Consider the following 22,686-nt stretch of genomic DNA (forward strand, 5'->3'; position numbering starts at 1 on the left):
CTGGAATGGGGACATGGCAGTCTAGCGGCTGCGCCGTGTCTTGGGTGTGGCGGAATCGCGACCCGGGACAGGGAACGCTCAGCGGATAGAATGGCCGCTTCGCATCAGCGAGGTGAGGGCGGTGATGGGCAACGATGAACGTGGAACGGCTGGCGGCAAGCGCCATGCCGATGCCAAGGCCGCGCTGGCCGGGGTATTGGCCGACGGCCAGACCCTTGCGGTTGGCGGCTTTGGATTGTGCGGAATCCCGGAGGCCTTGATTGCCGCCGTGCGCGACAGTGGCGTGAGCGGGTTGACGGTGATTTCCAACAATGCCGGCGTGGATGGATTCGGGCTGGGTCAATTATTGGCCACCCGCCAGATCCGCAAGATGATTTCGTCCTATGTCGGCGAGAACAAGGAGTTCGAGCGCCAATACCTGGCGGGCGAACTGGAGCTGGAATTCAACCCGCAGGGCACGTTGGCCGAGCGTCTGCGTGCGGGTGGTGCAGGAATTCCCGCGTTCTATACCGCCACCGGCTACGGCACCATCGTGGCCGAGGGCAAGGAAACCCGCGCGTTCGCCGGCAAGCACTACGTGCTGGAAACCGCATTGCAGGCCGATGTTGCGCTGGTCAAGGCATGGCGGGCCGATACCGCCGGCAACCTGGTATTCCGCAAGACCGCCCGCAACTTCAACCCGGCCTGTGCCATGGCCGGGCGCATCTGCGTTGCCGAGGTCGAGCAGATCGTGGAGCTGGGCGCGATCGATCCGGATCAGGTGCATTTGCCGGGCATCTATGTCGATCGACTGGTGCTCAACGCGGCGCCGGAAAAACGCATCGAACAGCGCACCGTGCGCAAGGGAGACACCTGATGGCCTGGACCCGCGATGAGATGGCCGCGCGTGCCGCGCGGGAGCTTACCGACGGCGCCTACGTCAATCTGGGGATTGGCCTGCCGACGCTGGTGGCCAACCACATCCCCGACGGCGTGGATGTATGGCTGCAATCGGAAAACGGCCTGCTCGGCATCGGCCCGTTTCCGACCGAAGAGGACGTCGATGCCGACCTCATCAACGCCGGCAAGCAGACCGTGACCGCACGTGCTGGCGCCAGTTATTTCGGCAGCCACGATTCGTTCGCGATGATCCGTGGGGGCCATATCGACCTGGCGATCCTGGGGGCGATGCAGGTCACCGATCGTGGCGACCTGGCCAACTGGATGGTGCCCGGCAAGATGGTCAAGGGCATGGGGGGGGCGATGGACCTGGTGGCCGGGGTCAAGCGCGTGGTGGTGCTGATGGAACACGTCGCCAAGGACGGCAGCCACAAGATCCTGCGCGAATGCGACCTGCCGCTGACCGGTGTGGGCGTGGTGGATCGCATCATTACCGACCTGGCGGTGTTCGATGTGACGACCGATGGGTTGGTGCTGGTGGAGGCCGCGGACGGGGTGGAGATTTCCGAATTGCGCACCAAGACCGGCACGGATTTCCGGAGCTGAAAAGGCGGCAATGTGTTCCACCATCAGCAAGGCGCCGTTATGGCGCCTTGCGTGCATAGCGATAGGGCGTGCCCGCTGCCGGTTCGCCTTGGCCCAGCAGGCCTTCGATCGTGGCAAGGCGGTGCCCTGACTGGCCGACCGCATGGCCGAGGAAGCGTTCGATCGCATGCGCCAGGGTGCCATCGATCTGGCCTAGCTCGCTTTCGAAGTCGCCTGGCTGCAGATGCGCATCGAGCAGCGGGCGCAGCGCTTCGAGCCTTGCCCAGAACATGCTGCCGGAGGCGAACCGGTCGTGCTCGGCCACCGCGCGCGTCCCGGTGCGAACGGCCAGATAATCCAGCGCATCGGTGTTGCCACCGATAAAGTCGGTGACGGCCAACAGATGCTGCGCTGGTGCGGCAAGCCCAAGCTGCGGGTCGGCGACGAACGCACTGACGATTGCGTCCATGCGCCCACCGCCCAATAACGCGGCCAGCATCTCGCGCCGCCATGCGTCGCCATCGTGGCGATGCGTCGATTTCTTCGTATGCAGTTTCAAGACCACCTGCTCGCCTTCGTCGAGCAAGCGATTGGCCACGTGCAGGAACGGCAGGATGTCCCGGCCTCGATTCTCGAAGCCTTCCACCTCCGCTTCGATGCCGTGCTGCCGCAGGCATTGACGCACGTGTCCGACCAGCGTCACATCGGTGGTGACGATCAGCCGCAACGCAGCGATGCAGGGGGCAAGCGCGTCGAGGATCTCGTCCAGCACATCCAGATACCAGGCGTGCACGACCACGCAGGCGCCGTGCCGGTGCGGTGGAGGAACGCAATCGGCCGAGCGTGTCAACGCCTGGCGCGTCGCTTCCAGCCATGCATGCCCCAGGCGCATGTCCGGTTCGAGGACGGCGCCTTCGGCCCACTCGTTCCAGGCATTGATGAAGACCAGGCGATGCGCGGCCGGCGCATTTGCGAGGCGCTGCCGCACGGTGTTGGACAACCAGTCCCGATAACGGCGAGGGGAGGCGTGCAGATAGACTCGGCCTTTGCCCGAGCGGCGAGGCTCGTTGTCCCAACCCGGATTCACCCCCGGATACAGCGTGTACTCGCGCAACGGACGTTGCGCGATCTCGCTTGCAAGCACGCGCCAATCCAGCACCTCGCCGCTGAAATCCGAATTCAGCAGGCGCTGCTGGGCCGCCACCGATGGCGGAGTGCTCATGTTGGGAGGAAACTCGACTGCCGCATCGAACCCGATATCGCGCGGATCCGGGCGTTCGAAACCCTGCACGTAGGCCAGGTGGATTTCGCCAATGCCATTGTCGCGACACCAGGTGCGCCAGCGCGCGGCGGTCTGTGCCGGTTCGGGAAGCAGATTGGGTCGATACACCAGTAGCAGTGGACGTCCTTCGACTCGCCAATACTTCGGATGACGCATGTACGACGCAACGTGCGCAATGAAGGCGAGATCGTCGTCGGCATCATGCGCTTGATCGATCAGAATATCGTCGCCGCGCCCGTCCCAGCGCCGCGCCCATTTCTCATTCGCCCAGCACAGGCAGAACGGCAACGTGATCGAGTCATCTTCATGCCATTGAAGGATAGGCATTTCCAGCAAGGTCTTGCCGGCGAACCAGTAGAAATAGAAGCAGAATGCGGCAAGGCCGTACTCCTGCGCCAGGCGCGCCTGTTCGCGCATGATCTGCGGGTTGCGCAGGTCATAGAAGCCTAGATCCGCCGGGAGCCGGGGTTGCAGATGCCCTTCGAATTGCGGAAGCGCGCGAGCGACGTTGCGCCATTCGGTAAAGCCTCTGCCCCACCACGCATCGTTTTCCGGAATCGGATGGAATTGCGGCAGGTAAAAGGCAATCAGGCTTGCAGGAAGTACCTCAGGCAGGGCTTCGGTGCGATAGGGCACATGCCCGATCGCGGCCTGGTCGCTGCGCGCTGCTGGACGCCGAGCGATGCCGTGGCCGCTTCGGCCACGCGCAGGTTCCGGCACCCAGTCGGCATGGCGGTCCAGGAACCAGCCGCGCCAACGGTCCCGTGTCGCTTCGTCGAGCGGCATGGCACGGAACGCGGCGCGCAGCAGACCGAACAGGCGGGTGCGCAGGTGATTCCCAATCGAACGATGAGACGAATTCACAGGTTCTGGTAGTTCGGGCCCGAACCACCCTCCGGCGTCACCCAATTGATGATTTCGTAGGGGTCCTTGATGTCGCAGGTCTTGCAGTGCACGCAGTTGGCGGCATTGATCTGCAGGCGCTTGCCGGATGGGCTGGCGGTGTCTGCGACCATTTCGTAGACGTTGGCGGGGCAGAAACGCGTGCAGGGGTTGTCGTATTCCTGCACGCAGCGGGTGGCGCAGATGTCGGTGTCCAGCACCTGCAGATGCACCGGCTGGTCTTCGTCGTGTTCGGTAGCAGCGAAGTACACCGCCTGCAGGCGGTCGCGCGGGGCCAGCTCGCGGGCGACGTAGTCGCGGGTGGGTTGCTCGTAGTCGCCGATCTTGCGCAACGCCGACCAGTCGGGCTTGTTCTTCAGTGTCCACGGCGAGGCGCCCTTGAGCGCGGTTTCCCAGGCGGCGTTGAGCAGGCCAAACCACAGGCCCTTCTTGAAGCCGGGCTTGATGTTGCGCACCTGCTTCAGCTCGGTCATTGCAGCGGAGGCGCGCAGCTTGGCGTCGAAGCCCTGCGGGACCAGTTGCGACTGCACCAGGTGTTCGGCGGCCAGCATGCCGCTGCGGATCGCTTGATGAGTGCCCTTGATCTTGGGCACGTTGAGCAGGCCGGCGGTATCGCCGATCAGCAGGGCACCGGGCATGTCCACTTTCGGTAGCGACTGCCAGCCGCCGGTGACGATGGCGCGCGCGCCGGACGAGAGGATGGTGCCGCCTTCCAGCAGCGGCTTGATGAGCGGGTGGTTCTTCCATTGCTGGAAGGCCTCCCACGGTTGGTACTTGGGATCGCTGTAGTCCAGCCCGCTGACATAGCCGAGCGCGATCTGGTTGTTGTCCAGGTGATACAGGAAGCTGCCGCCGTAGGTGCGGTTGTCGGCGGGCCAGCCCAGGGTGTGCACGATCTTGCCGGGGCTGACGCGGCCTTCTGGCACCTGCCACAGTTCCTTGATGCCGATCGAATACCCCTGCGGGTCGCTGTCGGCAGTGAGGTCGAAGCGTTTGAACAGCCGCTTGGTCAGATGGCCGCGCGCGCCTTCGGCCAGCACGGTGACCTTGGCGCGGATGTCGATGCCGGCGGTGTAGCCGGGCTTGTGCGCGCCATCCTTGGCCACGCCCATGTCGCCGATGCGCACACCGATCACCTGGCCATTGTCGTCGTGCAGGGTTTCGGCGGCGGCAAAGCCCGGATAGATCTCCACGCCCAGCGCTTCGGCTTGCGGCGCCAGCCAGGCGCACATGGCGCCAAGGCTGACGATGAAATTGCCATGGTTGCGCATGCCCGGCGGCACCACCGGAAACTTGCGCGCGCTGTCCTTGCCGAGGAACCAGAATTCGTCGTCGGTGGCGGCCACGCAGATCGGCGGCGGGGTGTCGCGCCAGCCCGGCAGCAGGGCATCCAGCGGGCCAGGCTCGATCACGGCACCGGAGAGGATATGCGCGCCGATGGTGCTGGACTTTTCGATCACGCACACGCTCAACGCGGGGTTGAGCTGCTTGAGCCGGATCGCAAACGACAGCCCAGCCGGCCCGGCACCGACGGTGACGACGTCGTATTCCATGACGTCACGTTCGACCGCCTCTGGCGCCTGTGCGCCGACTCCCGTTACCGACATTGCTCCGCTCCCGTTGGCTCGATGGCTGAGCCGCATTTTCCGGGATTGCATGTGACGGCGGCAAATCGGGCCGATTCATCCGCTGCCGACGGCGCGTTGCGGACACGCGTGTTAGCGTCCGGGCGATGAAGATCGAGGTGGCATTGCCGGGGGCGCAGATCCACTGGCAGCGAGGATGGCTTGACGCGGCGCAGGCCGATGCGCTGCTGCAGACCCTGCTGGCGCAGGTGCGGTGGGAAGTGCACCGCATCCGCATGTTCGGGCGGGTAGTGGATTCGCCGCGCCTGAGCAGCTGGATCGGCGATGCGGATGCCAGCTACCGCTATTCCGGCACACGGTTTGCGCCGCAGCCGTGGCTGGACGCATTGCAGCCAGTCCGTGCGCGGCTGCAGGCCGAGACGGGGCACCCATTCAACAGCGTGCTGGTCAACCGCTACCGCAGCGGGGCCGATGCGATGGGCTGGCATAGCGACGACGAGCCGGAGCTGGGGGCGCAGCCGGTGATCGCTTCGGTCAGCCTGGGCGCGACGCGGCGCTTTGCGTTCAAGCATCGCTGCAATGCGGCGCTGAAGCAGACACTGGAACTGGGGCACGGCGATCTGCTGTTGATGGGGGGCGACACCCAGCGTTACTACAAGCACGCCTTGCCACGCACGGTGCGGCTGGTGGGGGAGCGGATCAATCTGACCTTCCGGGATATTGCCCCAGTGGCGGCGGAGTAATGGCCACGGCTAGTGCCGGTTGCTCGGCGAGCGTGTTGTGCGGTGATGCCGCAGTGCCCTCATCCGGCGCTGCGCGCCACCTTCTCCCGCGTGCGGGAGAAGGGAAGCCGTTTCGGGCTCCCGCGTGCGGGAGAAGGGGATTGAGCACGGCGCGCACGGCGCTTATGCTCGGGATGCCCGGCGTTTACGGTGTCTGCGGCAGCGAGGCGTTGTCCTGCTGCCCGGTCGTCAGCGTCCAGCCGACGAGTTCGGTGGTGACCTGGGTTAGCGCCTGTTCGAAAGCGACCGCGACTGCCGCAGTATCGGTGGCGCTGGAAGGGCGTGCCACCAGGAAGGTGCGCGAGGCCACCACGCGCTGATCGGCCGAATGCAGCAGCTTGGCGTTGAGTTCGATCGTGGCCGACGGCAGCGACTGGCCGGCGTAATCGGATTCGAAGCGGCGCACGTCGATAGCCAGCTTGTAGTCGGAACGGATGCCGGTGCCGATGCGAGCCACGGCGGCGATCTTGCCGGAGTCCTCGAACGCGCGGACCACGCTGTCTTCCAGCAGGTCGGTGGCGGGTTGCGCCCAGCCGGCGCCTTGGTAGACCTGCAATTCGCCCGGCGTGGGCCGTACGTTGATACGCGGGCTGTCGATCACGCGCGCGGCACTGGGTTTGGCAACCGACAGTTGCCAACGCACCTGCGGCCAGGATGGATTGGGGGTGATCCGCACGGTGGGCGCATAGATCGTGGCCGGCTTCTGGTCGCCGCCGGACAGTACCGAGCAACCGCCCAATGCCAGCAACGAAACACACAACACGGGACGCAACAGGCGCATGGCAGTCATTTCGGTTCGAACTCCTTGGGTGCGTCGCGGCCGAGCAGGTAACGCGCAGGGTTGTTGTCCAGTTTGTCGCTGACCCGGCGCAGGTCGCGGATGAGACCGCGCAATTCGGTCAATGTCGGCCCGAGCTGACCCAGCCCATCGCTGGCGAAGCTGTTGATGGCCGCGCGATTCTCGCCAAGGATGGTGTCGGCGTTGCCGGCAGCCGAATCCAGCTTGACCAGGGTGGCGTCGAGCTTTTCCAGGATGCCCGGCAACTGCTGCACCAGGTTCTGGTCCAGCCGCTTGATGGTGCCATTGGTGGTGGTCAGGGTGGTATCCAGATTGCGCGCGGCATCGCGTGCGCTGACGATCAACGCCTGCATGCCTTCGTCGCGGTCGGCGATGCCGCCGCTGATCTTTTCCAGGTTCTGCAAAGTGGCGGTGATGCTGGCCACGTTCTTGTCCGAGAGCATCTCGTCCATGCGCTCGACGATGCGGTTGGCGGTGTCGGTGATGTTCTGCAGCGCCGACGGGGTGGTCTGGATGATCGGCGCGTCGCTCTTGTCGATGGTGGTCAGCGATGGCGCTTCGGGCGTGCCGCCGGAGAGCTGGATGATCGACGGGCCGGTCAGGCTGGTGATGCCCAACTTGGCGCGGGTGTCGCTCTTGATCGGCGTGGTGGAATTGATCCGCACATGCGCCACCACCTGGCGTGGGTCGTTCGGGGCCAGGGTCAGCTCGGTGATCGAGCCGACCGCGATGCCGTTGTATTGCACCGGGCTGCCGACCGTCAGGCCGGTCACCGCCTCGCGGAACACCACCCGGTACTCTTGCCAGGTGCGGTCGGAGGAGTACTTGGCGGCCCATAGCCCGAATAGCAGCAAGGCCAGGCCGGCCACGATGGTGAAGGCGCCGATCAGGACGTAATTGGCTTTGGTTTCCATGCTCAGGCGGTCTCGGTGGAGTCGGTCTTGGCCGCGCGCGCGGCGCGGGCGCGCGGACCGTGGAAATATTCCTGGATCCAGGGATGGTCGAGCTGTTCGACCTCGGCCAGCGGTGCGTTGGCGATCACCTTGCGATCGGCCAGCACCGCGATGCGGTCGCAGATGGCGTACAGCGTATCCAGGTCATGGGTAATCAGGAACACGGTCAGGCCCAGCGCCTGCTGCAGGGTGCGGATCAGGCGATCGAAGGCGGCCGCACCAATCGGGTCCAGCCCGGCGGTGGGCTCGTCCAGGAACAACAGCGGCGGGTCCAGCGCCAGCGCACGCGCCAGGCCGGCGCGCTTGCGCATGCCGCCGGATAGCTGCGAGGGCAGCTTGTCCAGCGCATCGGCCGGCAGCCCGGCCAGCTTGATCTTCAGCAGCGCCAGTTCGAAATACCAGCGCTCCGGGAACTCGCCGTGGTGTTCCTTCAAGGGCACCTGCACGTTCTCGCCAACCGTCATCGAGGAAAACAGCGCGCCATCCTGAAACAGCACGCCGGTGTTGCGGGTGATGTGCTGGCGGTCGGCGAAACGGCCCGAGCGTGCATCCGCACCCAATACCTGGATGCGGCCGGCATCGGGTTCGCGCAGGCCCAGGATGCTGCGCATCAGCACCGACTTGCCGGTGCCCGAGCCGCCGACCACGCCGAGGATTTCGCCCCGGCGCACGTCCAGGTCCAGCTCTTCGTGCACGGTCTGGCTGCCGAAGCGGTTGGTTAGCCCGCGCACGCAGATCGCCAGCTGGTCGTCGTCGGCCTCTGGGCCGGGATTGGGGAGTGGGGATTGGGGATTGGTCAAGGCACAACTCTCCCGACGCTCAGTGCGCCAGCCACGCTTCTGCTCTGCACCGATCCCAAATCCCGACTATCGAATCCCGGCTCCATCACCACCCCATCTTCATGAACCACAACGCTGCAATCGCGTCGAGGATGATGACCAAGGAAATCGTCTGCACCACCGAGGAGGTGGTGCGTTCGCCCACCGATTGCGCGGTGCCGCTGACTTTCAGGCCTTCCAGGCAGCCGATCAGGCCGATCACCAGCGCGAACAGCGGCGCCTTGGACAGGCCGACCAGAAAATGCCGCAGTTGGATGGTGTCGTGCATGCGCGCCAGATACATCTGCGGCGGGATATCCAGGTCGAACGCGCCCACCGTGACGCCGCCAGCCAGGCCGGCGATCATCGCGATGAAGGTCAGCAGCGGCAAGGTGAAGATCAATGCGAGCAAGCGCGGGATCACCAGCAGGTCGATCGGGTCCAGGCCGAGCGTGCGGATGGCATCGACTTCTTCGCGCGACTTCATCGCACCGATCTGCGCGGTGAACGCGCTGGCGGTGCGCCCGGCCAGCACGATGGCGGTGAGCAGCACGGCGAATTCGCGCAGGAAAGCGATGGAGACGAGCTCCACCACGTAGATCTCGGCGCCGAAGTCGCGCAGGATGGTCGAGCCCAGGAACGCGATCACCGCGCCCACCAGGTACGACAGCAACACCACCAGCGGCACCGCATCCAGGCCCACCTGCTCCATGTGGTGCACGGTGGAGGTCAGGCGGAAGCGGCGCGGCTCGTGGATCAGCCGCATGATCTTGACCAGGTTCTCGCCGAGGAAACTGTTGAGTTCCAGGATGCCCTGGCCAACCCCATGGGTAGTGCGGCCCAGGCGATCGAGCGCGGCCACAAAGCCGTAGTCGCGCTTGGGCTTGGGGCGCTCGTCGTTGAGTTCCTCGATGGTGCACACCAGCGCCTGGTGCTCGTCGCGGAAATCGATCGCGTCTTCCTTCAGCCCCATGCGCCCGGCAAAGCGCAGCAGCTGCAACACGCCGGCCGAGTCCAGTTGCCCGATATCGCGCGCGTCGATGCGGCGCACGCCGTCGGGTACGGCCTGCAGCAACTCTGCCTGGGGCAGGGCGGTGGCCAGCACCCAGCTGCCGGCGAGGCGGACCTGGGTCTGATCCTGCGGGTCTTGTTCGAGGCGGGGAGGTTGCTGTTCGATCATGGGTGGCCTGTCCGTGGCGCCAGCATACAGGCACGGTGTGAGCGAAAGATGGGGATGCGGCTGAAAACGGCCGGCGATGACGACGCCGATAGCAAGCGCTGCGGCATACACTGGCGTTCTCGCCTGATGGCGCCCTCGTGCTTCCACCCGCCACGCATGTCCGCTGCCATCGTCGTTCCACCGTCCGCCAGCGCCACCTATGCCCAGCGTGTGGCCTTCGTTTCGGAAATCGCCGGGCGCCTGCATTCCTACGGTACGACGGCGCAGCGGCTGGAGGCGGCGGTGATCGGTTTGTCGCAGAAGCTGGGCCTGGACTGCGAGCCCTGGTCCAATCCCACCGGCATCATCCTGAGCTTCAGCGACCCCACCAAGGCGATCGGGTCCAGCGACATCACCCGCGTGATCCGCCTGGCGCCGGGCGAAAACGACCTCTACAAGCTCAGCGTGGCCGACTATGTGGCCGACGGCGTGGCCCATGGACGCATGAGCATCGCGCAGGGGCATACCGCGTTGCGCCGACTGGACCGTGAGGTCGATCGCCGCGGCAAGGCGCTGCAGGTGCTGGCATTCGGTCTGGCGGCCGCCGGCGTGGCCGGGCTGTGGAAGCTGCCCTGGCTGGATATCGCCACCGCTGGCGGCATCGGGGTGTCGATCGGCCTGCTTACCCAATACACCGACCAGCGGCCAGCCACTAAGGAGGCGGGCGAAGCGCTGGCCGGCCTGTTGGCCGGGGTGGTGGCGGCGATGGTCGCCTCACTGCTTGGGCCGTTGAACCTCAATACGGTCATCATCGCCTCGCTGGTGGTGCTGCTGCCGGGAATGTCGCTGACCAATGCCTTCAACGAGCTGGCCAGCCAGCATTGGGTCTCCGGTACCGCGCGCCTGGCCGGGGCGGTGACCACGGTGCTCAAATTGACGGTGGGCGCGGTGATTGCGGTGACCTTGACCCAACTGGTTGGCCTGCATCCACAGGTGGCCGCCTTGCGTCCGCAGGCCGGCTGGGTGGAATGGGCTTCGCTGCTGCTGGCAGCCTATGCATTCGCGGTGTTGTTCAAGGCCAACCGCCGCGATTATCTGTGGGTGATGGCCGCCGCGATGTCCGGTTATGTCATTGCGCGTTACGCAGGACATGCCTGGGGCGGGCCGGCGGGAGTATTCGCCTCTGCCATGACCTTGACCGCCGCCGGTAATCTGTTCGGAAGGGTGATCCAAAAACCCGGTGCGTTGATTCGCTTGCCCGGCATCATCATGTTGGTTCCCGGCAGTGTCAGCCTGCGGGGATTCTTGACCCTGGTGCAGCAACAGGATGTCGGCGTCGGACAAGCCGCGTTGCTGGCGGTCACCAATATCGTGATGGCCTTGATGGCCGGCCTGCTGTTCGGAAATCTGTTGATTCCAGCCCGCAAGAATTTATGACGGGCGGAAAAGATCAGATAAAAACGCCGGCACTGCCGGCGTTTTTATCGGGATGGATCAGGCGGCCTTGGACCTCTTGGCGGCGCGCTTGGTGGTCGCTTTACGTGGCGAGGCCTTCTTGGCCGACGCCTTTTTTGCACTGCCACCCTTCTTGTTGATCAGGAACTCTTCCACGCTCTTGCCGGCGGCGGTGAATTCGGCCAGCCAGCGCGGCTGCTTGCCACGGCCGGTCCACGTGTCCTTGCGATTGGCCGGGTTGCGGTACTTCGGCGCAACCTTGCCCAGCTTGCGACCAGCGCGCGGACCCGGCTTGCCGGCAGCGGCCGGGCGACCCGGGCCTGCAGCGGCACCGAACACTTCTTCGATGGAATAACCGTGGGCCTTGGCAGCGCGGGTCAGCTCCGAGCGGACCTTGGTGATCGGGGTGCGTTGGGCGACCACGGAATGCTGTTTCTTTGCGTTTTTGATCAGTGCCGCCAATTGCTTGACCGACAGGCCGGTGAGATCGATCGACATCACGACTCCAGAAGATGAGAGAGAAAAGAATGCCAATCCCTGGCAGGGGCGGCCATCATAATGTCAGAAAACCAGTATGACAAATGCGCCGAAATAATTCGGCGCCTTGCGTTCATCCAATTGGAGCGGGATACAGGGGTTGGATCAGTGCCCCAGGCGCGTGAATAATCCGGCCTTATCCAGATTTTCCGCCGCATCGGCGGTGCGGGCACGATATTCAAATGTGCCGGCGGCCAATCCGCGCTCGGAGACAACGACCCGGTGCGGAATACCCAGCAGTTCCATGTCGGCGAACATGGCGCCGGGGCGCAGGCCGCGATCGTCCAGAGCGGCGTCGATGCCGGCAGCGGTCAATGCTTCGAGCAATGCCTGGGCGGCAGCGACGACCTGTGCGTCGTGCTTGGGGTTGATGACGCACACCACCACCTGCCAGGGGGCCATCGGCGCCGGCCAGATGATGCCGGCGTCGTCGTGGTTCTGTTCGATGGCTGCGGCCACGATGCGCGAGATGCCAATGCCGTAGCAGCCCATCTTCATCACCGCGACCTTGCCGCCCTCGTCGATGACGGTGGCCTGCAAGGCCTGGGCATACTGGCTGCCGAGCTGGAACACATGGCCTACTTCGATGCCGCGGGCCAGGCGCAATTCACCGCCATCGGCCGCGCGCTCGCCATCGACCACGTTGCGCACATCGGCCACGGTCTCCGGTTCCGGCAGGTCACGGCCCCAGTTGACGCCGGCCAGGTGGGCGCCGGCCACATTGGCACCGACCACGAAGTCGGCCATGGCCGCGACATCACGGTCGGCCACCACGCGGATCGGGCGGGCGGTAGTGACCGGGCCCAGGAAGCCCGGCTCGCAACCGAGGTGGTCGCGGATTTCGGTGTCATTGGCCAAGCGGTAGTCGGCCAGGCCGGCCACCTTGCCCAGCTTGATCTCGTTGACGGCATGGTCGCCGCGCACCAGCACCAGCACGAAGCCGGCCTGCGTCATCACCGCCACCGACTTGACCGTACGCTGCAGGGCGATCCCCAGCAGCTGGGCAACGTCCTCGCAGGTCTTCTGGGTGGGCGTTGCGACCTGGTGCATGGCCTCGCCCGCATCCGGGCGCGGGCCGGGCAGGGCGGCGCTGGCGGTTTCCACATTGGCCGCGTAATCGGAAGCCGTGGAGAACGCCAGCGAATCTTCGCCGGAGGCAGCGATGACGTGGAATTCCTGCGAGGCATCGCCGCCGATGGCGCCGGAATCGGCCTGCACCGCGCGGAACTCCAGCCCCAGGCGGGTGAAAATGCGGGTATAGGCCGCGCGCATGTTGTCGTATTCGCGCGCCATGTCCTCGTCGGTGAGATGGAAGGAGTAGGCGTCCTTCATCAGGAACTCGCGCGCGCGCATCACCCCGAAGCGCGGGCGGATCTCGTCACGGAACTTGGTCTGGATCTGGTAGAAGTTCAGCGGCAGCTGCTTGTAGCTGTTGATTTCCTGGCGCGCGAACTCGGCGGCGGCCTCTTCGGCGGTGGGGCTGTAGCAGAACTCCTGCTCCTTGCGGTCGGTGATCTTGAGTAGCTGCCCGCCGAACTTCTCCCAACGCCCGGTGGCATCCCACAGCTCGCGCGGCTGGATGGTGGGGAACAGCACTTCCACCGCCCCGGCGCGGTTCATTTCCTCGCGCACGATCGCCTCGACCTTGCGCAGCACGCGCAGGCCCAGCGGCGACCAGGTGTACAGCCCGGAGGCCAGCTTGCGGATCATGCCCGCGCGCAGCATCAGCCGGTGGCTGACCAGCTCGGCGTCGGCCGGGGTTTCCTTGGTGGTGTGCAGGTGGAACTGGGAAAGACGCATCGGGCTTCGCTTGGGCGGAAAACCCGTAGTTTGCCAGTGTGCGCCCTGCCGGTCATTGTCGGGCGCCGCCGGCCCGGTGTCGCTGGCCGCCATGGGGCGGCCATGGGTTGGCTCAGGCCGCGGGAGCACCGGCGGCGGCCGGCTTGCAATAGGCCTTGGTGGCGGCCTCGGCCAGGTTGCGCTGGGCGGCGCGGGCTTCCGGATCCAGCGTGGTGCCGGGCTTGCCGTCGGTGCCTGTACCCATGGTCACCTCGCCCTTGCCGCTGAGCACCTCCAGGTTGCGGCGTGCGGCTAGGCAATCGGCCGACTCGGGCGTGGCGGTCTCCGACGCGGCAATGGCCGCCGTGCCGCTGCGCGCGTCGATCCGGCGCGCTTCGTAGCGCTGGCCGGTTGGCGGCGGTGTTTCGGTGTAGTGGGTCACGCCCTTGGCGTCCTTCCACTTGTATAAATCGGTGGCGCCGGCGGCGGCGCTGGCCAGCATCAACAGGGCGCAGAGCCCGGACGACAGGTGCATGTGGCTTCCCCTGGGTGATTCCCGCCACGATTGCAGCATCCGCAGCCCGTGCTGGCAAGCGATCCTGGTCCGGCGCGGCGCGCTACCCCCGGATGGACCTCAGGCCCTACACTTGGCGCATGGATGAAATGAGACCGCCTCCGCGCTCGCGCACGATCTACCTGCTGCCGAACCTGTTCACCACCGCCGGGCTGTTTTCCGGGTTCTACGCCATCATCGCCGCCGCCAATGGGCAGTTCGTCCATGCCGCCATGGCGGTGTTCGTGGCTGCGGTGATGGACGGGCTGGACGGGCGGGTGGCGCGGTTGACCAACACCAGCAGCGAGTTCGGCGTGCAGTACGACTCGCTGGCCGACCTGGTCAGCTTCGGCATGGCGCCGGCGCTGGTGATGTACCACTGGTCGCTGTCGGCACTGAAATACGACAGCAGTGTGATGGGCCGGGTCGGCTGGTCGGCCGCCTTTCTGTATGCGGCCTGCGCGGCGCTGCGGCTGGCGCGGTTCAATACGCAGGTCGGCGTGGTCGACAAGCGCTGGTTCATCGGCCTGGCCAGCCCTGCGGCGGCCGGGCTGATGATGTCCTTCGTGTGGGCATTCGCCGACGATAGCTTGGCCCTGGACGGTGAACAGCTGCGCTATGTGGCGCTGGCCGTCACCGTGGTGGCGGCGTTGCTGATGGTCAGCCGGATCCGCTTCTGGAGTTTCAAGGGCAGTGCGCAGGGTGCGCGGGCCGACCGGGTGCCGTTCCTGGCCCTGGCGATCGCCACGGTGGTGATCGCCTTGCTGGTCATCGACCTGGCGCGGTCGCTGCTGGTGATCGGCGTGCTGTATGCATTGTCTGGCCCGGCGATGTGGCTATGGCGGCGCTGGCGCCGCGCGCCCGAGCTTCCGTGAGTCGCGGTCGATGAGCGCGTTGGCGAACGAGCCGGTGTGGTCGGATCTGCAGGTGTCGTGCCTGCAGGCGATGGGGCACACCGTGTACCTGGACCGTGCAACGGCCGAGGCCTTGCCCGCGCCGGTCGACGTGGCCGACAGTGCGCCGGTGTCGGCGACGGTGCGCCAGCAGCGTGTCCCGCCGGTGGAGGCGGCGGCTGCGCCCTTGCCGCGTCGCTCCGCGCCCACTGCGCCGGCTGAGCCGACGCGTGCGCCCAACACCGCGCCTGCGGCCGCACCGCAACGACGCAGCCGCGTCGGGCTGCCGGACCGGTTGCAAATGGCCTTGCTGCGTGCATCCGGCTGCAATCCCGGTGATGCCAGTACCCAGGCCCTGATGGCGTCCTGGCCGCTGGCCGAATTGCGAGGCAACCCCGCTGCCAAGCGCGCGTTGTGGCCGCAGCTGCGTGCGCTGCGGCGGCGGCAGGGTCCGGCGTGAACGCAAAGAATGCGCCGTTGCCCACCGCGTTGCGCGCCATGCGCGAGAGTGATCTGGATGTGGTGATGGAGATCGAACTGCGCGCCTATCCGTTTCCATGGACGCGCAGCATTTTCCGCGATTGCCTGCAGGCCGGGTATCCGGGCTGGGTGATGGAACAAGCCGGTCAGGTGATCGGCTACGGCGTCATCAGCATCGCCGCCGACGAGGCGCATGTGCTCAACGTCTGCATCGCACCGGAGGCGCAATCGCAAGGGCATGGCCGCGTGCTGTTGCGCGCGCTGGTCAAGGGCGCCTGCGATCGTGGCGCGCGGCGCGCGTTCCTGGAAGTGCGCCCCTCCAATCCGTCGGCCATTGCGCTCTATCACTCCGAAGGCTTCAACGAAATCGGGCGACGTCCGCGTTACTACCCCTCCCACACCGGCCGCGAAGATGCGCTGGTGATGGCGATCGAGTTGTTCTTCGAAGGCTTTTCCTGAGCCTTGCGGCGGCCGCGCCGCCGCCTGAGGTTTTCGATTGGTTGCCACGCGCTGACGTCGGCGGCGTCCATCGTCCGCCACGGCATTTGCACCAAGACACCGACGCTGCCCGCGTAGCGCACTGCTGAGGCTATCGACCAACACCGCTACGCCCAGCGCGGGCGGCGGTGGCATTGCGCCTGTGCTGCGCATGCTGCATCGCAGTGTCCATGGCCTTGTCTCTACCTGTCCCGATTGCAGCGATTTGTCTCTTCCTGCGTGTCTCGCAACCGTTTGCGTGACTGGGCATGCACATCCATGCATTGCCTAGATACAAGCGATTGCGGCGCTCCTAGTATTCGTCCAGCTGAACTGAACATTACATAGATGAAAAATACAGTCCGCTTTCAATAGACGAGGGATGCGCCGCTGCTCGGCGCATCGAATCCAACCAGGGAGAGATCAAGATGAAGCCGAAATTCTCGACGGCGGCCGCCGCGTCGCTGTGTGTCTGTGCGTTGCTGCTGACCGGCGCTGCCAGCGCCGATCCGGCACTGGAAGTGGCGACCACCGGCTGGGCCACGCAGAACGGTGGGACCAAGGGCGGCTCGAAAGCGGCGGCCGCCAACATCTACACGGTCAAGAACGCGGCAGAACTGAAAAGCGCGTTGAAGGCCAGCGTGGGCAGCAATGGGCGCATCATCAAGGTCAGCGGCATCATCGATATCAGCGAGGGCAAGCCGTACAGCACCACCTCCGACATGAAGTCGCGTGCGAGGCTGGAGGTTCCGACCAAGACCACCTTGATCGGCATCACCAGCAATGCGGAAATCCGCGAAGGCTATTTTTACGTCAAGGCCAACGACGTCATCATCCGCAATCTCACCATCGAAAATCCGTGGGACCCGCAGCCGGTTTGGGATGCGGACGACGGCAGTGCCGGTAATTGGAACGCCGAATACGACGGCCTGACCGTCGAAGGCGCCACCAACGTGCGGGTGGACCACGTCACCTTTACCGATGGCCGCCGTACCGACGACCAGAATGGCACCGCCAATGGTCGTCCGAAGCAGCACCATGACGGCGCAATGGACGTCAAGAAGGGCGCCAACTTCGTCACCGTTTCCTACTCGGCGTTCAAGTCGCATGAGAAGAATTCCCTGATCGGCTCCAGCGACAGCGCCTCCAGCACCGACAGCGGCAAGCTCAAGGTGACCATCCACAACACCTTGTTCGAGAACATCTCTGCGCGCGCGCCGCGCGTTCGCTTCGGCCAGGTGCATCTGTACAACAACTATCACGTCGGTAGCACCAGCCATAAGGTCTATCCGTTCTCGCACGCGCATGGCGTGGGCAAGGAATCGAAGATCTTCTCCGAGAACAATGCCTTCGATATCAGCGGCGTGAGCAGCTGCGACAAGATTGCCGCCGACTACAAGGGCAGCGTGTATCGCGACCAGGGCTCGTTGCTCAACGGCAAGTCGCTGAGCTGCTCGTGGAACAGCAGCATCGGTTGGAAGCCGCCATATACCTACAATCTGCTGTCGGCCAACCAGGTTGCCGCAGACGTCAAGGCCAAGGCCGGCGCCGGCAAGCTGTAATCGTATCTCCACCTGATGCTGCGATGGCTGTGGCGTGACAAGGCATCACACAACGCCCGCAGCGATGCGGGCGTTGTGCGTTTGCGCATGTAAGGTGGAGCCCGCAGAAGCCGCGTCGTCGGCTGCGATGCGGCATGACTGCCGCACAACGCCTTGACCGGTGGCCTTCAGAGTTTGGCGCGCTGCTGGCGCAGCCCGGTCAGCTGCACCGTCCAGTCGTTCAGGCGTGCGCGCTCCTGCTCGACCACCGCAGCCGGCGCGTTCTGCACGAAGGTAGCGTTGCCCAGCTTGCCGTTGCACTTGCCGATCTCGCTTTCCACACGCTTGATTTCCTTGTCCAGGCGGGTGCGTTCGGCATCCATGTCCACCAGGCCTTCCAGCGGCACCAGCAGCGCCAGTTCGCCGACGATGGCGGTGGCCGAGGGCGGTGTGTCCTGGCCGGCATCCAGCCAGTCGATCGCTTCGAGCTTGAGCAGGAACGACAACTGCGAGGCGAAGCGCGCCACGCGCGCACGGTCGTCGGCGTTTCCGGCCTGCAGCAACAGGCGCACCTGCTTGGATGGCGGTACGTTCAATTCGCTGCGCACGCGCCGCAGTGCCGACACCATGGACTTCAGCCATTCGACATCGGCCTCTGCACCGGCGTAGCCGCTGGTGTCGAGGTCGCCGGCCTGCGGGAAGGCTTGCAGGGAAATCGTGGCCTGCGTGATGCCCAGGCGCGGAGCGACCTGCTGCCACAGTTCTTCGGTGACGAAGGGTGTCAGCGGGTGCAGCAGGCGCAGCAGGGTTTCGAGCACGTAGAGCAAGGTATGGCGCGTGCTGGCGGCCGCATCGCGGTCCTGCATGGCATCGCTGAGCGCCGGCTTGGCCAATTCGACGAACCAGTCGCAGAACGCATTCCAGGCAAATTCGTATAGCGCCTGGGTGAGCAGGTCGAAGCGGTAGTTGGCGTAATGCGCGTGCGTTTCGGCCGTGACTTTGTCCAGGCGCGCAAGAATCCACTTTTCCGTTTCGGTGTGCGGCTGCGGCACGCCTGTGAAGCGCGCGCCTTCGGTATTCATCAGCACGAAGCGCGTGGCGTTCCACAGCTTGTTGCAGAAGTTCTTGTAGCCCTCTGCACGCCCCAGGTCGAACTTGATGTCGCGGCCATGGGTCGCGAGTGCGGCAATGGTGAAGCGCAGCGCATCGGCGCCATGGGCGATGATGCCGTCCGGAAATTCCTTGCGCGTGGCCTTTTCGATCTTCTCGGCCATGCGTGGCTGCATCAGCCCGTTGGTGCGCTTGGCCACCAGGTCTTCGATGCTGATGCCGTCGATGATGTCCAGCGGATCGAGCACGTTGCCCTTGGACTTGGACATCTTCTGGCCCTGCGCATCGCGGATCAGACCGGTGATGTAGACATCGCGGAACGGTACCTGGCCGGTGAAGCTGTCGGTGGCCATGATCATGCGCGCCACCCAGAAGAAGATGATGTCGAAGCCGGTGACCAGCACGCTGGAGGGCAGGTAGCGGTCGAAGCCGCGCTCGACCATCGCGTTCGCATCCGGCCAGCCCAGCGTGGAGAACGGCCACAGTTGCGAGGAGAACCAGGTTTCCAGCACGTCGCTGTCCTGGTGCAGGACGATTTCTGCGCCCAGTCCGTGCTTGGCGCGCACCTCGGCTTCGTCGTGGCCGACGTAGCACTTGCCGGCCTCGTCGAACCACGCCGGAATGCGGTGGCCCCACCACAGCTGACGGCTGATGCACCAGTCCTGGATGTTTTCCATCCAGTGGCGATAGGTGTTGATCCAGTTCGGCGGCACGAACTGGACCTGGCCGCTTTCGACCAGCTCCAGGCCACGCTTGGCCAGCGCGTCCATCTTCACGAACCACTGGTCGGTGAGATACGGCTCGATCACCTGGCCAGTGCGGTCGCCGCGCGGCACTTGCAGTTTGTGCGGTTTGGTTTCCGCCAACAAGCCAAGCTCTTCCAGTTCGGACAGCACCAGCTTGCGCGCGTCGTAGCGATCCAGGCCGCGATAGCGCTCCGGCGCCTCGTCGTTGAGGGTCGCGGTGACGGTGAACAGGTTGATTATCGGCAGCGCGTGCCGCACGCCCACCTGATAATCGTTGAAATCATGCGCAGGCGTGACCTTGACCACGCCGGTGCCGAACGCGCGGTCCACGTAATCGTCGGTAATCACCGGCACTTGCCGGCCGGTCAGCGGCAACACGATGCGCGCGCTGTGCAGCGTGGCGTAGCGCGCATCGTCCGGGTGCACCATCACCGCGGTATCGCCGAGCAGGGTTTCCGGGCGGGTGGTGGCCACCACCAAGTAGTCGCGGGTTTCGCGCAGGGTCTGGTTGCCGTCGGCATCGTGCTCGACGTGCTCGTAGGTCACGCCATCGGCCAACGTGTAACGGATCGACCACAAAAAGCCGTCTTCTTCGACGTTTTCCACTTCCAGGTCGGAGATGGCGGTCTTCAGCACCGGGTCCCAGTTGACCAGGCGCTGGCCGCGATAGATCAGGCCCTGCTCGTACCAGCGCACGAAGGCTTCGTTGACCGCCGCCGACGGCTGCGGGTCCATGGTGAAGGTGCTGCGCGACCAGTCGCTGGAGGTGCCCAGCCGGCGCATCTGCCGCTCGATGATGTCGCCGGATTCGGCCTTCCATTCCCACACCTTGGCGATGAAGCCTTCGCGGCCGAGCGAGTCGCGGGTGTCGCCGTTGCCTTCCAGCGCCAGGTTGCGCGAGACCACCATCTCGGTGGCGATACCGGCATGGTCGGTGCCCACCTGCCACAGCGTGTCGAAGCCGCGCATGCGGTGATAGCGCACCAGCGCATCCATCAGCGTCTGCTGGAACGCATGGCCCATGTGCAGCGTGCCGGTGACGTTGGGCGGCGGCAGCAGCACGGTGTACGGCTCACCCTGGCCGGACGGCGCGAAGTAGCCGGCCGCCTCCCACTGCGCGTACAGGCGCGATTCGAAGGAAGCGGGGTCGTAGCTGGAGGCGAGGGTGGTCATAAGGCGGGGAATCGAGAGTCGGGAATGGGGAATAGGGAATAGGGAATCGGAAAGCGGGTGCGTTGAACGGTGAAGGTCTATGGGCAGTCGACGTTCGATTCCCCATTTCCGATTCCCGATTCACATGTCGTATTTGGTCAGTTCCAGGCCCAGGGCCTTGTACTGTTTCCAGCGCTCGCGCAGCGGTTCGCGGGCGGCGGGGTCGGCGGGGACTACTTCCAGGACACGGTCGCAGGCGCCCAGGTAGGGGTCGTCGCGTAGGTTGATGACCAGCGGGCGCGAGGGCGCGGCGACGTCGGGGGCAGCGATCAGCACCGGGGCCAGTTCGTCCTCGTCGTCGGTGCCGGCGATCTGGTGCGGCACATAGGCGTCGTCGTCGAACGCCCACAGCAGGTCGTCCAACGCTTCGGCCTGCTGCGCGTCACGCGCCAGGATCAACGTGGACAGGTTGGCGTCGTTGGCCTTGCGCGCCAGCTCGCAAACCAGCCGCAGCGGTTCGTCGAGGAAGCGCGGCTTGGCGATCAGATAAAAATCGGCACGGGGCATCAGGGCAGGGAATCGGGAGAGGGGAGTCGGGAATGGTCACGGCACCGCCGCGACCTCGAAGGTCGCGGCGGTGCCTGAGAATAGAGGGCTTTCACGATTCTCTATTCACGATTCTCAATTCTCAATTCCCACCTGCGGCGCGGTCCAGCAACCACTGCGTCAGCAGGCCGACCGGGCGGCCGGTGGCCATGCCGCGCTTGCCTTCGTCGCTGGCCACGCCGGCGATGTCCAGGTGCGCCCAGCGCTGGTTTTCGGTGAAGCGCGACAGGAAGCAGCCGGCAGTGATGGCGCCGCCCCAACGGCCACCGATGTTGTAGACATCGGCGAAGGTAGAATCCAGCAGGCCCTGGTATTCGTCCCACAGCGGCAGTCGCCAGGCGCGGTCGAATACCTGCTCGCCAGCGGCCAGCAGCTCGTTGGCCAGGTCGTCGTGCTTGCTCATCAGGCCGGCGGTCTGGTGGCCCAGCGCCACCATGCAGGCACCGGTGAGGGTGGCGACGTCCACCAGCGCCTCGGGGTTGAAGCGCTCGGCATAGGTCAGTGCATCGCACAGGATCAGGCGGCCTTCGGCGTCGGTATTGCCGACTTCGATGGTCTTGCCGGACATGCTGGTAATCACGTCCGACGGGCGGTAGGCGTTGCCGTCGATGGCGTTTTCCACCGCCGGCACCACCACCACCAGGTTGATCGGCAGCTCGGCCTTGACCGTGGCCACGAAGGTGCCGATGACGTTGGCGCCGCCGCACATGTCGTACTTCATTTCCTCGATGCCGCCCTGCGTCTTGAGGTTGACGCCGCCGGTGTCGAAGGTGATGCCCTTGCCCACCAGCACGTAGGGACGCGCGTCGCCGCCGCCGTTCCACTTCAGCACGATCAGGCGCGGGCGGTTGGCCGAACCGCGCGCCACCGACAGCAGCGAACCCATGCCCAGCGCTTCCATCTGCCCCTCGTCCAGCACCTCGGCCTCGGCGCCGGGATACTTGCCCGCGAAGGCGGCGGCGGTGTCGGCCAGGTAGGCCGGGGTGCAGTAGTTCGGCGGCAGATTGCCCAGCTCGCGGGCGAACTCCACGCCGTCGGCGGTGGCGATGCCCACCGCCAGTGCACGGGCGTCGTCGCCGGCGATGGCCAGGGTGGTCAGGCCGGTGTCGTCGGCCTTCTTCTTGCCCAACGTGGCGGTGTAGCGGTAGGCAGCATGGTCGCTGACCACGACCGCCTGGCGGATGTTCCAGGCCGCATCGCGGGCCTTGACCGGCAGCTCGGTCAGGGTGAGCAGGGCGGTGCCGACCGCACCGGTCTTCAGCGCGCGGGTGGCATCGCCAATGGCCTTGAGATAGGGTGCCACGCCGAACTTGCCGGTTTCGCCCAGCCCCACCACCAGGACGCGCGGGGCGGTCACGCCAGGCAGGTCGTGAACCAGGGTGGTGCTGCCAGTCTTGGCAATCACGTCGCCGCGTGCCACCAGGGCCGTCAGGCGACCCTGGCTGGCGCTGTCCAGCGCCTGGGCAGCGGGCGAGAGCGTCTTGTCGGCGAACACGCCAACCACGATGCAGTCGACGGCAGCGCTTGCCGGCGCGTCTTGGTTCAGGGTGAATTGCAGGGCCATTGATCAGATTCCGTAGGCAAATCCGTACAATCGCGGGCTGTTTACGC

Annotated in this window: 20 protein-coding genes; 8 read left to right on the top strand and 12 right to left on the bottom strand. The window is 65.4% G+C overall.

Going from position 1 to position 22,686, the window contains the following annotated elements; genetic code table 11:
* The first annotated feature begins 124 nt into the window (after positions 1 to 124).
* Both XcuCFBP2542_RS03640 and XcuCFBP2542_RS03645 read left to right on the top strand, forming a co-directional pair.
* Positions 125 to 856, top strand: coding sequence for a CoA transferase subunit A (locus tag XcuCFBP2542_RS03640; RefSeq protein WP_104602265.1), 732 nt, complete (start codon positions 125 to 127; stop codon positions 854 to 856).
* The gene (locus XcuCFBP2542_RS03645; RefSeq protein ID WP_104602266.1) at positions 856 to 1,485 is read left to right on the top strand and encodes a CoA transferase subunit B; all 630 of its coding nucleotides are present in this window, start codon (positions 856 to 858) and stop codon (positions 1,483 to 1,485) included. Before XcuCFBP2542_RS03640 ends, XcuCFBP2542_RS03645 begins: the two co-directional genes overlap by 1 nt.
* 37 nt (positions 1,486 to 1,522) lie before the next feature.
* On the opposite strand, the gene XcuCFBP2542_RS03650 is transcribed toward XcuCFBP2542_RS03645, so the two are convergent.
* Complete coding sequence (locus XcuCFBP2542_RS03650) at positions 1,523 to 3,532, bottom strand: glycoside hydrolase family 99-like domain-containing protein (RefSeq protein WP_249027604.1); 2,010 nt, start codon at positions 3,530 to 3,532, stop codon at positions 1,523 to 1,525.
* Between the two features lie 74 nt (positions 3,533 to 3,606).
* Complete coding sequence (locus tag XcuCFBP2542_RS03655; RefSeq protein ID WP_104602268.1) at positions 3,607 to 5,256, bottom strand: electron transfer flavoprotein-ubiquinone oxidoreductase; 1,650 nt, start codon at positions 5,254 to 5,256, stop codon at positions 3,607 to 3,609.
* A 125-nt stretch (positions 5,257 to 5,381) separates the two neighbouring features.
* Between XcuCFBP2542_RS03655 and XcuCFBP2542_RS03660 the strand changes: the two genes are divergently transcribed.
* Positions 5,382 to 5,978: an alpha-ketoglutarate-dependent dioxygenase AlkB family protein gene (locus XcuCFBP2542_RS03660; RefSeq protein ID WP_104602269.1), complete on the top strand. Its 597-nt coding sequence runs from the start codon at positions 5,382 to 5,384 to the stop codon at positions 5,976 to 5,978.
* Between the two features lie 184 nt (positions 5,979 to 6,162).
* Here XcuCFBP2542_RS03660 and XcuCFBP2542_RS03665 read toward each other — a convergent pair whose 3' ends face one another.
* The 4 genes from XcuCFBP2542_RS03665 to XcuCFBP2542_RS03680 all read right to left on the bottom strand — a co-directional run bounded on the left by XcuCFBP2542_RS03665 (position 6,163) and on the right by XcuCFBP2542_RS03680 (position 9,767).
* Positions 6,163 to 6,807 (bottom strand): ABC-type transport auxiliary lipoprotein family protein, encoded by a 645-nt coding sequence (locus XcuCFBP2542_RS03665; RefSeq protein ID WP_104602270.1) that lies wholly within the window; start codon positions 6,805 to 6,807, stop codon positions 6,163 to 6,165.
* The gene (locus tag XcuCFBP2542_RS03670) at positions 6,804 to 7,730 is read right to left on the bottom strand and encodes an MlaD family protein (RefSeq protein WP_104602271.1); all 927 of its coding nucleotides are present in this window, start codon (positions 7,728 to 7,730) and stop codon (positions 6,804 to 6,806) included. Before XcuCFBP2542_RS03670 ends, XcuCFBP2542_RS03665 begins: the two co-directional genes overlap by 4 nt.
* 2 nt (positions 7,731 to 7,732) lie before the next feature.
* Complete coding sequence (locus XcuCFBP2542_RS03675) at positions 7,733 to 8,569, bottom strand: ABC transporter ATP-binding protein (RefSeq protein ID WP_104602272.1); 837 nt, start codon at positions 8,567 to 8,569, stop codon at positions 7,733 to 7,735.
* 85 nt (positions 8,570 to 8,654) lie between these two features.
* On the bottom strand, positions 8,655 to 9,767 hold the full coding sequence (locus tag XcuCFBP2542_RS03680; protein ID WP_104602273.1) for an MlaE family ABC transporter permease: 1,113 nt from the start codon (positions 9,765 to 9,767) through the stop codon (positions 8,655 to 8,657).
* 156 nt (positions 9,768 to 9,923) lie between these two features.
* Here XcuCFBP2542_RS03680 and XcuCFBP2542_RS03685 point away from each other — a divergent pair, with 156 nt between their 5' ends.
* Positions 9,924 to 11,183: a threonine/serine exporter family protein gene (locus XcuCFBP2542_RS03685; protein WP_104602274.1), complete on the top strand. Its 1,260-nt coding sequence runs from the start codon at positions 9,924 to 9,926 to the stop codon at positions 11,181 to 11,183.
* Between the two features lie 57 nt (positions 11,184 to 11,240).
* Here XcuCFBP2542_RS03685 and XcuCFBP2542_RS03690 read toward each other — a convergent pair whose 3' ends face one another.
* The 3 genes from XcuCFBP2542_RS03690 to XcuCFBP2542_RS03700 form a co-directional block, all read right to left on the bottom strand.
* Positions 11,241 to 11,699, bottom strand: coding sequence for an H-NS histone family protein (locus XcuCFBP2542_RS03690; RefSeq protein WP_104602275.1), 459 nt, complete (start codon positions 11,697 to 11,699; stop codon positions 11,241 to 11,243).
* Between the two features lie 144 nt (positions 11,700 to 11,843).
* Entirely contained in the window at positions 11,844 to 13,538 is a 1,695-nt protein-coding gene (locus tag XcuCFBP2542_RS03695) for a proline--tRNA ligase (protein ID WP_104602276.1), read from the bottom strand.
* Positions 13,539 to 13,650: 112 nt separating this feature from the next.
* Positions 13,651 to 14,052, bottom strand: a complete 402-nt coding sequence (locus XcuCFBP2542_RS03700; protein ID WP_104602277.1) for a DUF4124 domain-containing protein — start codon at positions 14,050 to 14,052, stop codon at positions 13,651 to 13,653.
* Positions 14,053 to 14,171: 119 nt separating this feature from the next.
* Here XcuCFBP2542_RS03700 and pssA point away from each other — a divergent pair, with 119 nt between their 5' ends.
* The 4 genes from pssA (at position 14,172) to XcuCFBP2542_RS03720 (ending at position 17,482) form a co-directional block, all read left to right on the top strand.
* Positions 14,172 to 14,945 (top strand): CDP-diacylglycerol--serine O-phosphatidyltransferase, encoded by a 774-nt coding sequence (pssA, locus tag XcuCFBP2542_RS03705; RefSeq protein WP_104602278.1) that lies wholly within the window; start codon positions 14,172 to 14,174, stop codon positions 14,943 to 14,945.
* 10 nt (positions 14,946 to 14,955) lie between these two features.
* The gene (locus XcuCFBP2542_RS03710; protein ID WP_104602279.1) at positions 14,956 to 15,423 is read left to right on the top strand and encodes an alanine acetyltransferase; all 468 of its coding nucleotides are present in this window, start codon (positions 14,956 to 14,958) and stop codon (positions 15,421 to 15,423) included.
* On the top strand, positions 15,420 to 15,902 hold the full coding sequence (gene rimI, locus XcuCFBP2542_RS03715; RefSeq protein ID WP_170066942.1) for a ribosomal protein S18-alanine N-acetyltransferase: 483 nt from the start codon (positions 15,420 to 15,422) through the stop codon (positions 15,900 to 15,902). Before XcuCFBP2542_RS03710 ends, rimI begins: the two co-directional genes overlap by 4 nt.
* A 446-nt stretch (positions 15,903 to 16,348) precedes the next feature.
* Positions 16,349 to 17,482: a pectate lyase family protein gene (locus tag XcuCFBP2542_RS03720; RefSeq protein WP_104602280.1), complete on the top strand. Its 1,134-nt coding sequence runs from the start codon at positions 16,349 to 16,351 to the stop codon at positions 17,480 to 17,482.
* Positions 17,483 to 17,649: 167 nt separating this feature from the next.
* On the opposite strand, the gene XcuCFBP2542_RS03725 is transcribed toward XcuCFBP2542_RS03720, so the two are convergent.
* The 3 genes from XcuCFBP2542_RS03725 to XcuCFBP2542_RS03735 all read right to left on the bottom strand — a co-directional run bounded on the left by XcuCFBP2542_RS03725 (position 17,650) and on the right by XcuCFBP2542_RS03735 (position 22,639).
* Positions 17,650 to 20,490, bottom strand: a complete 2,841-nt coding sequence (locus XcuCFBP2542_RS03725; RefSeq protein WP_104602281.1) for a valine--tRNA ligase — start codon at positions 20,488 to 20,490, stop codon at positions 17,650 to 17,652.
* 120 nt (positions 20,491 to 20,610) lie between these two features.
* Positions 20,611 to 21,036: a DNA polymerase III subunit chi gene (locus tag XcuCFBP2542_RS03730; protein WP_104602282.1), complete on the bottom strand. Its 426-nt coding sequence runs from the start codon at positions 21,034 to 21,036 to the stop codon at positions 20,611 to 20,613.
* A 121-nt stretch (positions 21,037 to 21,157) separates the two neighbouring features.
* A complete protein-coding gene (locus XcuCFBP2542_RS03735; protein ID WP_104602283.1) occupies positions 21,158 to 22,639 on the bottom strand; it encodes a leucyl aminopeptidase in 1,482 nt (493 codons plus the stop codon).
* Between the last annotated feature and the right edge of the window lie 47 nt (positions 22,640 to 22,686).

The sequence above is a fragment of the Xanthomonas cucurbitae genome (assembly GCF_002939885.1).
Lineage (GTDB): Bacteria > Pseudomonadota > Gammaproteobacteria > Xanthomonadales > Xanthomonadaceae > Xanthomonas > Xanthomonas cucurbitae.

What these genes read in the sequence shown, in the direction of transcription:
- XcuCFBP2542_RS03640 (WP_104602265.1), top strand. Translation starts at nt 125, where the DNA reads ATGGGCAACGATGAACGTGGAACGGCTGGCGGCAAGCGCCATGCCGAT.
- XcuCFBP2542_RS03645 (WP_104602266.1), top strand. Translation starts at nt 856, where the DNA reads ATGGCCTGGACCCGCGATGAGATGGCCGCGCGTGCCGCGCGGGAGCTT.
- XcuCFBP2542_RS03650 (WP_249027604.1), bottom strand. Translation starts at nt 3,532, where the DNA reads ATGCCGCTCGACGAAGCGACACGGGACCGTTGGCGCGGCTGGTTCCTG.
- XcuCFBP2542_RS03655 (WP_104602268.1), bottom strand. Translation starts at nt 5,256, where the DNA reads ATGTCGGTAACGGGAGTCGGCGCACAGGCGCCAGAGGCGGTCGAACGT.
- XcuCFBP2542_RS03660 (WP_104602269.1), top strand. Translation starts at nt 5,382, where the DNA reads ATGAAGATCGAGGTGGCATTGCCGGGGGCGCAGATCCACTGGCAGCGA.
- XcuCFBP2542_RS03665 (WP_104602270.1), bottom strand. Translation starts at nt 6,807, where the DNA reads ATGACTGCCATGCGCCTGTTGCGTCCCGTGTTGTGTGTTTCGTTGCTG.
- XcuCFBP2542_RS03670 (WP_104602271.1), bottom strand. Translation starts at nt 7,730, where the DNA reads ATGGAAACCAAAGCCAATTACGTCCTGATCGGCGCCTTCACCATCGTG.
- XcuCFBP2542_RS03680 (WP_104602273.1), bottom strand. Translation starts at nt 9,767, where the DNA reads ATGATCGAACAGCAACCTCCCCGCCTCGAACAAGACCCGCAGGATCAG.
- XcuCFBP2542_RS03685 (WP_104602274.1), top strand. Translation starts at nt 9,924, where the DNA reads ATGTCCGCTGCCATCGTCGTTCCACCGTCCGCCAGCGCCACCTATGCC.
- XcuCFBP2542_RS03690 (WP_104602275.1), bottom strand. Translation starts at nt 11,699, where the DNA reads ATGTCGATCGATCTCACCGGCCTGTCGGTCAAGCAATTGGCGGCACTG.
- XcuCFBP2542_RS03695 (WP_104602276.1), bottom strand. Translation starts at nt 13,538, where the DNA reads ATGCGTCTTTCCCAGTTCCACCTGCACACCACCAAGGAAACCCCGGCC.
- XcuCFBP2542_RS03700 (WP_104602277.1), bottom strand. Translation starts at nt 14,052, where the DNA reads ATGCACCTGTCGTCCGGGCTCTGCGCCCTGTTGATGCTGGCCAGCGCC.
- pssA (WP_104602278.1), top strand. Translation starts at nt 14,172, where the DNA reads ATGGATGAAATGAGACCGCCTCCGCGCTCGCGCACGATCTACCTGCTG.
- XcuCFBP2542_RS03710 (WP_104602279.1), top strand. Translation starts at nt 14,956, where the DNA reads ATGAGCGCGTTGGCGAACGAGCCGGTGTGGTCGGATCTGCAGGTGTCG.
- XcuCFBP2542_RS03720 (WP_104602280.1), top strand. Translation starts at nt 16,349, where the DNA reads ATGAAGCCGAAATTCTCGACGGCGGCCGCCGCGTCGCTGTGTGTCTGT.
- XcuCFBP2542_RS03725 (WP_104602281.1), bottom strand. Translation starts at nt 20,490, where the DNA reads ATGACCACCCTCGCCTCCAGCTACGACCCCGCTTCCTTCGAATCGCGC.
- XcuCFBP2542_RS03730 (WP_104602282.1), bottom strand. Translation starts at nt 21,036, where the DNA reads ATGCCCCGTGCCGATTTTTATCTGATCGCCAAGCCGCGCTTCCTCGAC.
- XcuCFBP2542_RS03735 (WP_104602283.1), bottom strand. Translation starts at nt 22,639, where the DNA reads ATGGCCCTGCAATTCACCCTGAACCAAGACGCGCCGGCAAGCGCTGCC.